General features: G+C 59.5%; 13 protein-coding genes. 8 read left to right on the top strand and 5 right to left on the bottom strand.

Features of this window, described 5'->3' with window-relative positions; translation table 11 throughout:
• Positions 1–36 precede the first annotated feature (36 nt).
• Complete coding sequence (gene ppnN, locus ACA057_RS19265) at positions 37–1,410, bottom strand: nucleotide 5'-monophosphate nucleosidase PpnN (RefSeq protein ID WP_497341403.1); 1,374 nt, start codon at positions 1,408–1,410, stop codon at positions 37–39.
• Positions 1,411–1,622: 212 nt separating this feature from the next.
• On the opposite strand from ppnN, the gene ACA057_RS19260 reads away from it, so the two are divergent.
• Together ACA057_RS19260 and ACA057_RS19255 are read left to right on the top strand one after the other, a co-directional pair.
• A complete protein-coding gene (locus tag ACA057_RS19260; RefSeq protein WP_497341401.1) occupies positions 1,623–2,150 on the top strand; it encodes a DUF3087 domain-containing protein in 528 nt (175 codons plus the stop codon).
• Between the two features lie 247 nt (positions 2,151–2,397).
• Positions 2,398–3,975, top strand: coding sequence for a sensor domain-containing diguanylate cyclase (locus tag ACA057_RS19255; protein WP_497341399.1), 1,578 nt, complete (start codon positions 2,398–2,400; stop codon positions 3,973–3,975).
• Positions 3,976–4,053: 78 nt separating this feature from the next.
• Here the strand turns inward: ACA057_RS19255 and ACA057_RS19250 are convergent, their stop codons facing one another.
• Positions 4,054–4,428: a DUF2784 domain-containing protein gene (locus ACA057_RS19250; RefSeq protein WP_497341397.1), complete on the bottom strand. Its 375-nt coding sequence runs from the start codon at positions 4,426–4,428 to the stop codon at positions 4,054–4,056.
• A 60-nt stretch (positions 4,429–4,488) separates the two neighbouring features.
• Positions 4,489–5,364 carry a 4-hydroxy-tetrahydrodipicolinate synthase gene (dapA, locus tag ACA057_RS19245; RefSeq protein WP_497341395.1) on the bottom strand — a complete coding sequence of 292 codons (876 nt, stop codon included), beginning with the start codon at positions 5,362–5,364 and terminating at the stop codon, positions 4,489–4,491.
• A gap of 374 nt (positions 5,365–5,738) precedes the next feature.
• Here dapA and ACA057_RS19240 point away from each other — a divergent pair, with 374 nt between their 5' ends.
• From ACA057_RS19240 to ACA057_RS19230, 3 genes are read left to right on the top strand one after another with little or no spacing between them, the layout of a single operon-like run.
• Positions 5,739–6,437, top strand: a complete 699-nt coding sequence (locus ACA057_RS19240) for an AzlC family ABC transporter permease (protein WP_497341393.1) — start codon at positions 5,739–5,741, stop codon at positions 6,435–6,437.
• Entirely contained in the window at positions 6,437–6,748 is a 312-nt protein-coding gene (locus tag ACA057_RS19235; RefSeq protein WP_177333631.1) for an AzlD domain-containing protein, read from the top strand. Before ACA057_RS19240 ends, ACA057_RS19235 begins: the two co-directional genes overlap by 1 nt.
• 60 nt (positions 6,749–6,808) lie before the next feature.
• Positions 6,809–6,967 carry a hypothetical protein gene (locus ACA057_RS19230; protein ID WP_497341391.1) on the top strand — a complete coding sequence of 53 codons (159 nt, stop codon included), beginning with the start codon at positions 6,809–6,811 and terminating at the stop codon, positions 6,965–6,967.
• Positions 6,968–7,144: 177 nt separating this feature from the next.
• Here the strand turns inward: ACA057_RS19230 and ACA057_RS19225 are convergent, their stop codons facing one another.
• Positions 7,145–7,417, bottom strand: a complete 273-nt coding sequence (locus ACA057_RS19225) for a hypothetical protein (protein WP_497341389.1) — start codon at positions 7,415–7,417, stop codon at positions 7,145–7,147.
• A 543-nt stretch (positions 7,418–7,960) separates the two neighbouring features.
• Between ACA057_RS19225 and ACA057_RS19220 the strand changes: the two genes are divergently transcribed.
• The 3 genes from ACA057_RS19220 (at position 7,961) to ACA057_RS19210 (ending at position 11,555) form a co-directional block, all read left to right on the top strand.
• On the top strand, positions 7,961–8,377 hold the full coding sequence (locus ACA057_RS19220; protein ID WP_497341387.1) for an organic hydroperoxide resistance protein: 417 nt from the start codon (positions 7,961–7,963) through the stop codon (positions 8,375–8,377).
• Between the two features lie 337 nt (positions 8,378–8,714).
• Positions 8,715–10,064 (top strand): GntT/GntP/DsdX family permease, encoded by a 1,350-nt coding sequence (locus ACA057_RS19215; protein ID WP_401365331.1) that lies wholly within the window; start codon positions 8,715–8,717, stop codon positions 10,062–10,064.
• Between the two features lie 165 nt (positions 10,065–10,229).
• Positions 10,230–11,555, top strand: coding sequence for an OprD family porin (locus ACA057_RS19210; protein ID WP_497341385.1), 1,326 nt, complete (start codon positions 10,230–10,232; stop codon positions 11,553–11,555).
• A gap of 768 nt (positions 11,556–12,323) precedes the next feature.
• On the opposite strand, the gene ACA057_RS19205 is transcribed toward ACA057_RS19210, so the two are convergent.
• On the bottom strand, positions 12,324–14,024 hold the full coding sequence (locus ACA057_RS19205; RefSeq protein ID WP_497341383.1) for an amidase: 1,701 nt from the start codon (positions 14,022–14,024) through the stop codon (positions 12,324–12,326).
• Positions 14,025–14,274: the final 250 nt, after the last annotated feature.

Here is a 14,274-nt window from a genome sequence, read left to right as displayed (position 1 = left end):
GGCTACATTCCCACGCAGAGCGTGGGAACGATCTCCTTACGCAACCACCCGATAACACGGCACATACGCCGCGCCACCCGGCAGTTTCATCCGGTGCTGGGCCACGAACGCCTTGAGCAGTTGATCCAGCGGCTGCATCACCGCTGCATCGCCACGGATCTGGTACGGCCCGTGTTCTTCGATCAGGCGGATGCCCTTGTCCTTGACGTTGCCGGCGACGATGCCGGAAAACGCGCGGCGCAGGTTGGCGGCCAGTTCGTGCGCCGGCAGGTTGCGGCTCAGTTTCAGGTTGGCCATGTTTTCGTGGGTCGGGTCGAACGGGCGCTGGAAGCCTTCGTCGATTTTCAGCAGCCAGTTGAAATGGAACGCATCGTTGCGTTCGCGGCGGAACTGTTTCACCGCTTTCAGGCCCTGGGTCATGTACCGTGCGACTTCCGCCGGGTCGTCGATGATGATTTCGTAGTGCTGCTTCGCGGCGGCACCCAGCGTCGCGCCGACGAAGGCGTCCAGTTGTTCCAGATACGGCGCGGCATGTTTCGGCCCGGTGAGGACCACCGGGAATGGCAGGCCTGCGTTGTCCGGGTGCATCAGGATGCCGAGCAGGTACAGGAACTCTTCGGCCGTGCCGGCGCCGCCCGGGAAAATGATGATGCCGTGGCCAACGCGCACGAACGCTTCCAGACGTTTCTCGATGTCCGGCAGGATCACCAGTTCGTTGACGATCGGGTTCGGCGCTTCGGCGGCGATGATGCCGGGCTCGGTCAAGCCGAGGTAGCGACCGCCATGAATGCGTTGCTTGGCATGGGCGATGGTCGCGCCTTTCATCGGTCCTTTCATCACGCCGGGGCCGCAGCCGGTGCAGATGTCGAGGCTGCGCAGGCCCAATTCGTGGCCGACTTTCTTGGTGTATTTGTATTCTTCGGTGTTGATCGAATGGCCACCCCAGCACACCACGATCTTCGGCTCGACGCCGGGGCGCAGGGTGCGGGCGTTGCGCAGCAGGTGGAAGACGTAGTCGCTGATGCCCTGGGAGGTGCTCAGGTCTATGCGCTGGGCGTCGAGTTCGTTTTCGGTGTAGACGATGTCGCGCAGGGCGCTGAAGAGCATTTCCCGGGTGCTGGCGATCATTTCGCCGTCGACGAAGGCGTCGGCCGGGGCGTTCAGCAGTTCGAGGCGTACGCCACGGTCCTGTTGGTGAATGCGGATTTCGAAGTCTTTGTAGGCTTCAAGGATGGTCTTGGCGTTATCAACATGGGCGCCGGTATTGAGAATGGCCAGGGCGCACTGGCGGAAGAGGGTGTAGGTGCTGCCGGAACCGGCTTCGCTCAGTTGTTGGACTTCGCGTTGAGAGAGGGTTTCCAGGCTGCCTTTCGGGCTGACAGAGGCGTTGATTACTTGTCGTTGGGTCATTCAATGATCCTTAAAACGATGTCATTCATACAGGCAAATGGCATCCGAATAGTATGTATCCAAGAAAGAAGATGGCACGAACTGCGCTGTATCGCCATGTTCCCCGTTTGACGATGAAAAGATGAAAAGGAGCCTCAGCATAGCTAAAACCCTCGCAGAGGCGATAATGCCCCGCACTCTTTTTGTTCATGCCCCCAAGGAATCCTGCCGCGATGTTCGAAATCCAGCCGAAAAATGCCGCTACCTATCGCCAGCAGACGCGGCGCAGCACGGTCATCATCGCCCTGATTTTCCTGGCGCTGGCCATGGTCTTGTCCACCGCGGCGGTGGCCCTGTTCGGTGAGCCCGGCGGCGACAACCTGCGGTTTAACGTCGGTGGCGTGTTCGTCGCGGTGTTACTGATGGCCGCGTTGATGCGCGGCAAATTCTGGAGCCAGGAATGGATGGCGCCCGCCGTCTACGGCTGGCAGCTCAAGCGCAGCCTGATGAGCATCACCAACATCATGCATCAGGTCACGGCCGCGGTGGAGGCGGGTGACCCGACCGCCATGAAGCTGTTGCGCTTCTATCACCTGGGGTTGAGCCAGATGCATGAGTTGGACGGCAACTCCAGTGATCACAGCCAATTGAGCCGCGAAATGGATCAGCACAAGGCCCGAATGGAAGCGCTGGGCATCGACACTGAACAGACGCAATTGAATCCGGCGTGGCTGGAGGCGATGAAGCAGACGCCACGGTAAAACACTCTGGTGTGGACGTTTTGCCTCAGGGCCGGGTGGAAGAACAGGGCGCACCGTCTACTGTTCTTGAACAGCCCCGCAGCGAGCGGTTAAAGCAGTTTCTGTCGTGCGGATACTTATCGGGTAAATCACCCTATCGGGTGTGTGATGAGGCATAGTCGCCCGCTCCTGGCGGCTGATACTCGTCAGGGGTCATAAAAAGGGCGAACGGGAAGATTCGCCCTGTCATCAGGAATCAGGGAACGTCATGGGTAATCCATCCGTTAAAGATCGCATTGAAAAATCCCGGTCCGCCGTGTCGATGATGACCGAGCAGACCGGGGCGAAGCTCAAGGTTCGTTCTGCCGTGGTGCTGCTGGTGGCGGTGTGTTTGTCCATGACCGCGATCGCGATTTGGGAAGCGTGGAACTCGCGCCAGTACCATCTGCATGACAAAGAAGTGGCGATGTCCAACCTGGCGCAGACCCTGGCGTCGCAAGCGCGGGCGTCGATCAAGCAAGCGGATACGTTGCTGTTTGCCCTGGTAGACCGCCTCGAAAACGATGGCATGGGGCCGGCGCAGTTACCCCGATTGCAACGTTTGCTCATGGCGCAGCGCAGTGAATTGAGCCAGCTCCATGGCTTGTTCGTGTTTGACGAAAAAGGCCGATGGTTCGCCAATTCCAACGGTGCCAACCTGCCCGACGCCAACAATTCGGACCGTGAATATTTCATCTTCCATCGCGATCACCCCGACCGCGGGCCGCATATCGGCCCGTCGATCAAGAGCCGCTCAAGCGGTGAATGGATCATGACCGTGTCGCGCCGCCTCAATTACCCTGATGGGCGTTTTGCCGGTGTGGCCCTGGCAACCATTTACCTCAACCACTTCCTTGCGCTCTACGACAACATCGACATGGGCCGCAACGGTGTGATCAACCTGATTGCCGACGATGCCAGCATCGTCGTTCGCCGACCGTTCAACGAAGCTGAAATCGGCAGCAGCGTCGCCAAGGGACCGCTGTTCACGCAGCTGTTGCCCAAGGGCAATTCGGGTACGGCCACGGTCAAGTCCTATGTGGACGGTGTCGAGCGGGTGGTGGGGTTTCGACGGGTAGAGGGTTATCCGCTGGTGATCTTCGCCGCGCTCGACAAGGAAGAAGTCCTGACCGGCTGGCGAGCGGAGACGATGCTGAGCGCGGGTATTGTCTCTCTGCTGCTGGGGTTTTTGAGCTTCCTGGGTTTTCGCCTCATCCGCCTCATGAAGCAACAGAATCAGGTTCAAAGCGTCTTGCTGGACGCGCAGGAAAAGCTCATCGAGGTCAATCGCAGCCTTGAGTTGCTGGCGCTGGAAGACGCGCTGACCGGTCTTTCCAACCGGCGCCAGTTCGACTTGTTCATCCACGCGGAAATGGGCCGTGCCAGGCGTACCCAGACCAGCCTTGCGTTGCTGATGATCGATGTCGATCACTTCAAGAGTTTCAACGATCATTCCGGTCATTTGGCCGGTGATCAGTGTTTGCGCAAAATCAGCGCGATCATCACCGACAACATCAAGCGGCCCGGTGATCTGGCCGCCCGTTATGGGGGTGAGGAGTTTGCGGTGGTGCTGCCGGGCACCGACTACGTGGGAGCGTTCCTGGTGGCGGAAAAAATCCGCCGCGCGGTTCAGCAGGCGGGCATTGCGCACAGTACCAGTCCGGAAGGCACGGTGACGGTCAGCCTGGGGGTTTGCGCTTACGACCCGGCGGCACAAGCCCAGCCCGACGACTTGATCGGTGCCGCCGACAAGGCGCTGTACGTGGCCAAGGCCAGTGGCCGGAACATGAGCGTCATCGCCAACTGAGCGCCGGGTCTTCAGCAGATGGCTTCGAGCAATGCCATGTCTTCAATCGACAGCATGGTCTGACTCCTCGGTGGTGTTTCAAGCGGACCGGCGTGACTTCCATTGCCTGATCAACCGAAGGTAGACCCACGCGTTGATCGCCAGTACCACGCTGCCCAACCCTAGCTGAATGGCGGGAGTCAGCCCGGCAGGGTAAATGATCGGCCACACGTAATGTTCGATGAAACCGCCGCCATAGCCGGTTTGCCCGGCGGCGTGGCGCATGCTGTTTTCCCAGTCGGTCAGCGGGCAGATCAAGTGGAAAACTTCCACGCAAACGCCCCACACGGCAGCGGGCAGATGCCACCAGATCAGGTGGCGCCATTTGAGCACCAGCAGCCCGCCGAACAGCACAAACAGAATGAACAACAGGTGGAACAGTACCAGCCCGTCGGCGGCGATTCGGTAAAGCATGTCGCCTCCCTGATGCACTCTGCGAATCGCTCCATGGTACTCGGGCTGGTCGCCGGCGCTCTATCGATTGTTGCGGTTCAGCGCCGCGAGCACGTCCTTCAACCGCGCCACCATCGATTCACTGCTGCGCTGCATCGGTGCGCGCAATTCGTCAACGATCAGCCCTTCAAGGGCCAGGGCGGTTTTCACCGGAGCGGGGTTGGGTTCGATGAACAGGCTTTGAATCAGCGGCAGCAGCTCGAAGAAAGTCGCGCGACCGGCCGCCAACTGGTTGTCGCGCAGCTGTTGATACAGCGCCACGAACCGTTCGGGATGGACATGCGCCGAGGCGGCAATCGCGCCTTTGGCGCCCAGGCACAAGGCGTTGAAGATCTGATGATCTTCGCCGCACAGCACGTCGACGTCGCCACTGGCCAACAGCGCCAAGGTGTTGGCCTGATTGCCGCCGCAATCCTTGATCGCGACGATGCGCTCATGGCCGACGATGTTGAGCAAGGTCGCCTGTTCGAAAGCCACGCCGGTGCGGTAAGGAATGTCGTAGAGAATGATCGGCACGCTGGAGGCATCGGCGACCGTCTTGAAAAACCCTTCGAGGCCCGCCTGGGAAGGGCGGATGTAATACGGCGGCGGCACCAGCAAACCGGCCACGGGACGCTTGAGGATTTCACTTTGGAAGTGCAGCAGCTCGGTCAGGTTGTTGCCGGCCAGGCCCATGACCACCCGTTGCGCCGGCACCTGTTCCAGCACGGCGTCGAGCACCGCCAGTTGTTCCTGTTTGCTCAGGGCCGCCGCTTCCGCCGTGGTGCCGCAGACCACGAGGCCGTCGACGCCTTTGTCCAGCAGGTGAGCGACCAGCCGCCGCAACCCGACAAAATCGATGGCGCCGTTATGAAACGGTGTAACGAGTGGAACCCAGATACCTTGAAACGATGACATGCACGTACTCCTGATGGTTGACCGATTTCGTCACCGTCAGAAGCGTAGTAGGCAGTAAGCAAGGGGAGGGTGGTCCGTTGCGCTCAATGTCCTGTCAGCTCATCTGACGGGACAGCGCGCCCCGGTCACATGAGCGACTGTTTCTTCGATTTGAGGGCGTGCGCAACGCAACCTTGCGCCTTGGCAATCAAGCCAATGACGTCAATGTTGAGGTTGAAGGCTGCGTACATGTTGCTGACACCCTGAATGAGGCGCTCAGTTTTAAAAGTCGGCGTAGCGTTTGTCAATTGCGAAAATCAAATGCGCAAGATTGTTCAAGCCATCGACCGCGACTGCTGGCACAGTCTGAAGTCTTTCCCTGGTTGTAGAGCGTTATGTCCAATTCACTCTTGCCGCGCAGTGCGTTTCTTCGCGGCGCCGCGGCAATCATGCCGTTGTCCCTGGCGACTGCGCCTTGGGGATTGCTGGCCGGCTCCATGGCCATCGAGGCCAACCTCACGCCCCTGCAAGGCCAGGGCTTGTCGAGCATTGTGTTTGCCGGTGCCGCGCAACTGGTGGCCATCGGCATGCTCAAGGGCGGTGCCGGGATTTTTTCGATTCTGCTGACGACCTTGTTGCTGACCTCCCAGCATCTGCTCTACGGCATGAGCATGCGTTCGGTGATATCGCCGTTGCCGGGGCGCTGGCGCGTGGGGCTCGGGTTCTTGCTCACTGATGAGCTGTTTGCGCTGACCAGTCAGCATGACAAACAGCAGTTCAATCGCTGGTACGCGCTGGGTGTCGGCCTGACGTTTTACATCGCCTGGAACCTCTTCACCCTGGCCGGCATCGTGCTGGGCAGCAGCATTCCGGGCCTGGAGCACCTGGGGCTGGATTTCTCCATCGCCGCGACCTTCATCGCCCTGATCACCCCGGTGGTGCGTAACGTGCCGACAGTGGTGTGCGTGGCGGTTTCGCTGTTTTGCTCGGTGTTGTTCAGCTATTGGCAATGGGGGTCGGCGCTGGTGCTGTCGGGGCTGGCGGGGATGACCGCAGGTTTTGTCTGCAATAAATTCTATGGAGGTCGCTCATGATGGTCTGGGCGGTGATTATCGGGATGGGCGTGTTGGTTTTCCTCAACCGCTATGTGTTTCTGGAGCCGCGATTGCCGGTGCGCCTGAGCAGCAATGCGCGGCAGTTTTTGGGTTTTGCGGTGCCGGGGATGTTGACGGCGATCTGCGGGCCGATCGTGTTCATGCCGGACAAACAGTTGAATCTGCAGTGGGATAATCCGTATCTGCTCAGTTCGCTGGTCGCGGTGGGGTTGGTGCTCTACACCCGCAATACTTTGCTCAGTATGTTGTTGAGCATGGGGTTTTTCTTTTTGTTGCGTTGGTGGCTGTGAGTCGTTGGCGGTGAAACTGTTCTACGCTTTATGGAGATCCCTTCAGGAAGAGAGGTGAACATGGCAAATGATCCGAAGCGTCCTCACCAGGATGAAGATGCAGATGAACCTACGGAAGAAGAGATCGAGCGGCAGAGGCGTTCGACACCGGACTGGAAGCATCCTGACGATGGTAAAGAGTTATCAGACCGGGACCAGGAGCGTCCGCTGAAGCCCTGAGTGGGCTGAGCTTGGGGCGCTTCTTTGATTGAGGGCATATCCGTTTTTTGGTTGTGCTCAGATCAAAATCAAAAGCTGCAGGCGACGCTCGGCCTGTAGGAGCGAGCCTGCTCGCGAAAATCGTTAACGATGACGCGTTTCAACAGAATAAACGCGGTGCCTGTGGGTTCATCGCTTTCAAACGTCTTCCAACTGCACAAAATCGGGGTGCGCGGCTCGATAACCCAGGGTCTTGTCGATCCATGCGTTCAGTTCGTTGACCATGACCGGCGGTTTGCCCGGATAACCTTTGAGTGTTGAACGCAGAAGGTTGTTGATATCGGCGATTGAACGCAGGTTACGGGTGTCTATGTATTGGCTGATAAAACAGTCGAGCTGGAAGTGTTCTGTCGTCGATAGATAAACGCACGCCAGACCACCGACTTGATTAATTGCATAATCGTCGCGCAATTGGGTTCTCTGCAGGGTTTGTAGTTGTTGGGATTTCCGTACTTTGTTGACTCTTTGGTCAACGGGGTGGTGCCGAAGGGAAACGCGGCGCGCATGCTATCCGTAGTTAATCTAAAAGTATGTATGGTGGCCCCGAGCGTCAGACGGGCGGTTGAAACGCTTAAGGGTGGAACTTATAAAAGTGTCTCTTTGTTGAAACACAGTGTGTAACGTTGAAGTATTAAATGCATATATACCGCTGATATCAATCTCTGCATGACTGCCGGTATTGATTACCTCATCAATCGGCGTCTGGCCCGGCTGGCGGTCAGGGCCACGTTGTCGAGCAACGACGTCTATATTGAGAGATCCAGTCCGCTGCAGCGTCGTTTATCGAGCACGAAGGACTGGTCGAAATTGTCACGCGGCCTGATCCAATGAGAAGGCGATTTTTTTGATTCATCCGAGTTGAGCAAACAACCTCTTTGACATCCCCCCGGCGTCACGCCTTGCCTGGGAGCGTTTCAAAGCCAGTTTTTTTGAATTTTCAATCAGGAGATCATCATGAAGCAGCTCGACAAAATACTGTATACCGCCAAGGTTCATACCACGGGCGGACGGGACGGCGCATCACGCAGCTCCGATGGCCGTCTCGACGTCAAGCTTTCCTCGCCGGGTAGCCCGGGCGACGGCACCAACCCTGAGCAGTTGTTCGCCACCGGCTGGTCCGCCTGCTTCATCGGTGCATTGCAGGTGGCGGCCGGCCAAATGAAGATCAAGCTTCCGCCTGACCTGAGCATTGATGCCGAAGTTGACTTGGGCACCAACGCAGGCGGTTATCTTGTGCAGGCTCGCCTGAACATCAGTCTACCGGGGATGGATCGCGAAACGGCTCGGGCGCTGGTGGATAAAGGGCACGAACTGTGTCCGTACTCGAAAGCCACGCGGGGCAACATCAACGTCGAGATCAATCTGGTCTGAGCTAGCGCTCGACGGCCGAAGTTCTCCAACTGCGCAAGGGGACTGCCAGCCAGTCAAGCCATAACACAACCCCGCTGTAGTAGCTGCCGAACGCAGGCTTCGGCAGCTACTACACGGTAGGCGTTGTGGCGGAAATATCGATGCTCGGATCTGAGCGAGCCGGGCATAGGTGATGTAAATCCGCCTCATCGAATTTCAAAAACCGCGACTGCCCATGCCTCTGCGCGACAACCCTTATCCCTCTACGAAAATTACTTTCGCCTCGTTTGATAATCACGTCTCGAAATGTTTTAAGAGTTTCACAAATTTTCGACGTGACCCTTTCGAGGAGTACCGCATGACCCTGTCCTTCGGCTATTGGCTGCTGGTGTATGCCGCCATCGCCATCATTGCGCTGATCGTTCTGATCGCTCGTTACCGACTCAATCCCTTCATTGTGATTACCCTGGTCTCCATCGGCCTGGCCTTGCTCGCCGGGATGCCGGCGTCCGGGGTGGTCGGGGCGTACGAGGCCGGCGTCGGCAAAACCCTGGGGCACATCGCGCTGGTGGTGGCGCTGGGCACGATGCTCGGCAAGATGATGGCCGAGTCCGGTGGCGCCGAGCAGGTGGCGCGGACCTTGATCGACCGTTTCGGTGAGAAAAACGCGCACTGGGCGATGGTCTGCATCGCCTTCCTGGTCGGCCTGCCGCTGTTTTTCGAAGTCGGTTTTGTGCTGCTGGTGCCGATCGCCTTTACCGTGGCGCGGCGCGTCGGCGTGTCGATTCTGATGGTCGGCTTGCCGATGGTTGCCGGGCTCTCGGTGGTGCATGCGCTGGTGCCGCCGCACCCGGCGGCGATGCTGGCGGTGCAGGTCTATCAGGCGTCGGTGGGGCAGACCTTGCTCTATGCGATCCTGATCGGCATTCCAACCGCGATCATCGCCGGTCCCTTGTACGCCAAATTCATCGTGCCGCGCATTCAACTGCCGGCGGAGAACCCGCTGGAACGGCAATTCCTCGACCGCGAACCGCGCGACAGCCTGCCGGGTTTTGGCATCACCATGGCGACCATTCTGTTGCCGGTGGTGCTGATGCTGATCGGCGGCTGGGCCAACCTGATTTCGACGCCGGGCAGCGGTTTCAACCAGTTCCTGTTGTTCATCGGCAACTCGGTGATCGCCTTGCTGCTGGCAACCTTGCTGAGCTTCTGGACCCTCGGCCTGGCCCAGGGCTTCAACCGCGAATCAATCCTCAAGTTCACCAACGAATGCCTGGCACCGACCGCCAGCATCACCTTGCTGGTCGGCGCCGGCGGCGGCTTGAACCGGATTCTGGTGGACGCCGGCGTCACCGACCAGATCGTCAGCCTGGCCCAGGTTTTCCACCTGTCGCCGCTGTTGATGGGCTGGCTGTTCGCCGCGTTGATGCGCATCGCCACCGGTTCCGCCACGGTGGCCATGACCACCGCCTCGGGGATTGTCGCGCCGGTGGCCGTGGGCCTGGGTTATCCGCATCCGGAGTTGCTGGTGCTGGCAACGGGCGCCGGCTCGGTGATTTTTTCCCACGTCAACGACGGCGGCTTCTGGTTGATCAAGGAATACTTCAACATGACCGTTGCCCAGACTTTCAAGACCTGGACGGTGCTCGAAACCATCATTTCGGTGGTCGCTTTCGCGCTGACCGTGGGCCTTTCTTACCTGATCTAGCGCGTCGAGCGCTGACCGCTCGAACACTCCGATCGCTTGCGAAATTCAATGCTCATGGTCACCCATCGGGCGCGTCATTGTGCGCGCCGCTGTTGGGTGCCAGCGGCGGATTGCGGTCGGTGAACAGTCAAAAAAAACATAAAAAAAACCACCCTGGAGCACCGTATGTTGAAGCGAGCAATCCCCACCGCAATCCTGATGGCCACCAGTTCGCTGTGCGCACAGGCAGCAGACTCTGCTGCGCATGGTTTTCTGGAAGACAGCAAAGCCAGCCTCTCGATGCGTACCTTGTATTTCAACAGCGACAACCGCGACGGCAGTGCCGACCCTTCGAAAACCGAGGAGGCCGCGCAGGGTTTTGTGCTGCGCTATGAGTCCGGTTTTACCCAGGGCCCGGTCGGGTTCGGGCTCGATGCGCAGGCGCTGCTTGGCGTTACGCTGGACAGCGGAGCCGGGCGCCACGTCGGTAGCGGCATGATCCCGACTGACGGCGACGGCGCGGCGGATGCCTGGAGCAGCTTCGGCCCCACCGCGAAGATGCGTGTTGCAAAGACCGAGTTTCGCTACGGCACGCTGCTGCCAAAACTGCCGATCCTGCTGTCGAACGATGCTCGTGTATTGCCGCAATCGTTCACCGGTGCGCAGATCACCTCGAACGACATCGATGGCCTGATGCTGACAAGCGGTGTGCTTGAACACGCGGTCGGTCGCGCCTCGACTGACCGCACCGGTCTGTCGGTGGCGGGCAGCACCCAGGACAGCAACAAGTTCTACTTCGCCGGGGGTGACTACAACCTCACCAAGGACCTGAAGGCTCAGTATTACTTCGCGCAATTGGAAGACTTCTACAACCAGAACTTCTTGGGTCTGACCCACGTTTTGCCCATCGACGGCCAAAGCTCCTTTACCACCGACCTGCGTTACTTCCGCACCACATCAACCGGCGCAAACGGTTCCGCAGCGGGCAGGGCCCAAGGTTATCGGGTATCGGGTTACACCGACGACAACAACGGTGAAATCGACAACACCACCTGGGTGGCGATGATCACCTATGCCAACAGTGGTCACGCGGTGTCGCTGGGGCATCAACAGGTGGGTGACGGCAGCAATTTCGTCCAGCCCAATCAGGGCAGCCTGGTCGACAAAGGCGCGGGTGGCGGCAGCGTTTACCTGCCCACCGACCGCATGATCCAGAGCTTTGCACGTGCGGGTGAACAAACCAATTTCGGTCAGTACAGCTATGACTTTGCGCCTTTGGGTGTACCGGGTTTGAAAGCCACGATCGCGTATTTGAAGGGGACGGACATCAAAGCCCAGAACGCGGCGGATCAGTCTGAGTGGGAGCGGGATATGACCCTGGATTACGTGCTGCAATCGGGCACGTTCAAAGGCGTCGGCTTCAGCTTGCGCAATGGTAAGTCGAATACGGACGCTGGACGCGACGTGGATCAGAATCGCTTTATCATCAACTACACGCTGTCGTTGTTGTAATCGCCGGGGCTGATTTCTGCTCTTAGTTATTGGGGGCATATCCGTTTTTTTGGTGATGGCGGCTATTGGTTTCGCCCTTACGGCGAGTCACTTGGAAAAGCCCCAAGTAACCAAGGGCTCTTGCCCCTTTCGTTCGGTGCCTCGCCTAGGCTCGGCATGCCCTCGCTCCGGTCCTGCTCCGTGGGCCCGCCGCCATCGGCCATCCATGGCCGGGGGCGGCTAACCCGGCATCCCTGCCGGGTTGCCCACTGCGCAGAACCTCCACTCGGCCTCTCGAGGCGGCGGTGCATCAAAATCAAAAGCACGGCGGCCTGCGGGCCGGCCTGATTTCTGCACACGCATTCCCCGTAACCTGATCGTTCCCACGCGGAGCGTGGGAATGATCAGGTGCGGCCGGGCTTGCCAGCGATGTTGTTGATCTAGCCGTTGCTGTTGCTGTTGCTGTGGCTTTTGAACTTGACCTTGATCTGTTACCCCTTTCCCAGAGGCCGAACGCAGGCGTTGCGTAGGGGGTACCGCGGCAAGGATGCCGCGGTAGCCGCCCCCGGCCATGGATGGCCGATGGCGGCGGGCCCCCGTAGCAATGCCGGAGTGAGGGCATGCCGAGCCTAGGCGAGGCACCGAATGGAGGGGCAAAGCCTTTTGGTTACTTTTCGGCGTTTGGAAAAGTGACTCGCTGTAAGAGCGAAACCATATTCAGCCGTTACCGCAGCAACGGATATGCCCCCAACCCCAACCCCAACCCAAACGTGTCTTGGCATGGATAAGCTACAACGCAGGCGTCCGAGGCGGAATCAATCGCTTCGAACCCGTCGCCTCAAACGCCGAAGCAAAGCGCAGCAACGTCGAATCGTCGTAAGCTCGACCGGCAAATGTCAGCCCTACCGGCATACCGATGTCCGGCATGACACCCATCGGCACCGTGACCGTAGGAACGCCCAGGTGCCGGATCGCAAGGTTGCCGTTGGCGACCCATACACCATTACTCCACGCGATATCCGCAGACGCCGGATCGACATCGGCATTCGCCGGGCCAACGTCGGCGACTGTCGGGAACAGCACCGCATCCAGCCCGAGCCGATCCATCCAGTCCTCAAGATCAATGCGCCGGGTCTTTTCAAGCCCGCGCAATCCGTCCGGCACCGTGGTGATCTGGTCCCACGGCGTAATACCACGCTGGGCCATCTTCACGTACTCGTCCATCCCGGCGGCCAGATCGTCCTCACGGTTGGGGAGCGTCCCCGGGTCGTGGGGGAAAATCAGCGGCCCGTCGGCATCCGCCAGACGGTTCAACGTGGGATCGCCATTGGCCCGCAGGAAATCATCGAACGCCCAGGCCGACAGGTCCCACAACTCATGATGCAGGAACTCCTTCGACACCAGGCCACGGGTGAACACAGTTGGTGCACCGGGACGATCACCTTCGCAATTGGAGACCAGCGGGAAATCCACTTCGACCACTTCCGCGCCGGCGGCTTCGAGTGCCTTGCGAGCCTCTTCCCAGAGCCCGATCACCGAAGGGCGAGTGATGATCCGCTGGCCCGTCGGACCACCGATACCCGGCGCTTCCGACGTACCGGCCTCGGGATCCGCATTGATGTACATGCGCGGCACACCAAGTCGTTTTCCGGCAAGTGCCTCGGGCTTCGCAGCGAGATCCTGATAGGACGCCGGACGCACCGACGCGACACTCGGAATCGGCACCCAGGGTTGCATCCGCCACAGATCGCCGCGGGTGTCGGGATCTTCCGCCACTACCACGTCGAGCACTTCGAGCAGGTCGGCCATGGTTCTGGCGAACGGCACGACAACGTCCATCGTCGGCGTCAGCGGCCAGTTGCCGCGTACCGAGATCACGCCGCGCGAAGGCGTATAGGCACACAGGCCATTGTTCGATGCCGGACCGCGTCCGCTCGACCAGGTTTCTTCAGCCAGGCCGAACGCCGCGAAACTGGCGGCAGTCGCCGTCCCGGCGCCGTTCGATGAGCCCGAGGCGAAAGGTGCGGTGAGATAGTCGGCGTTGTACGGGCTCTCCGCACGGCCGTAGACCCCGCGCTGCATGCCGCCATTGGCCATCGGCGGCATGTTGGTCTTGCCCAGGCAGATCGCACCCGCGGCGCGAAGCCGTTCGATGGTGAACGCATCGCGATAGGCAATCAGGTCGACGAAGGCGGGACTTCCGGAAGCAGCGGTCAGCCCCTTCACCAGATAACTGTCCTTGGCCGTATAAGGGATGCCATCCAGCGGGCCCAGCGTCTCGCCTTTGGCCCGACGGGCATCGGACGCCTGCGCCTCTTGCAGCGCTCCGGGGTTGCGAACCACCACCGCGTTGAGGGCGGTGGGCGTGCCGGGGCCGTCGTAGGCATCGATCCTGGCGAGATAGGCCTGCACCAACTCAACCGCCGTTGTCTGGCCGGATTCAAGCGCAGCACGCAGTTGGGCAATGGAAACTTCGGTGACCTCGATCATGCTGTTACCGCCGGCTGCTGATGGGAAATGGGGTCAATGTGTCCTTGACGATGTGGCTTGGTTTCAGGGACATCACTTATCTCGAAATGGGTTCGCATAACGGTTCTACCTTAAGCACGTTTGTTGCTGGACAAGCGGCGAGGAATGAGGCGAAAAAAGGTTCAGGTTTGGCGACATAGTATCGATCAAACCAGTCCAGTAGTTGTAGCCCTGAGTCTGCCTGCTGACTGATGGATGGACTTTGCGCATT

This window comes from Pseudomonas sp. LBUM1661 (genome assembly GCF_059695925.1).
Note: the sequence above shows the minus strand (reverse complement) of the source record. Positions and strands in the feature narration are given on the sequence as shown.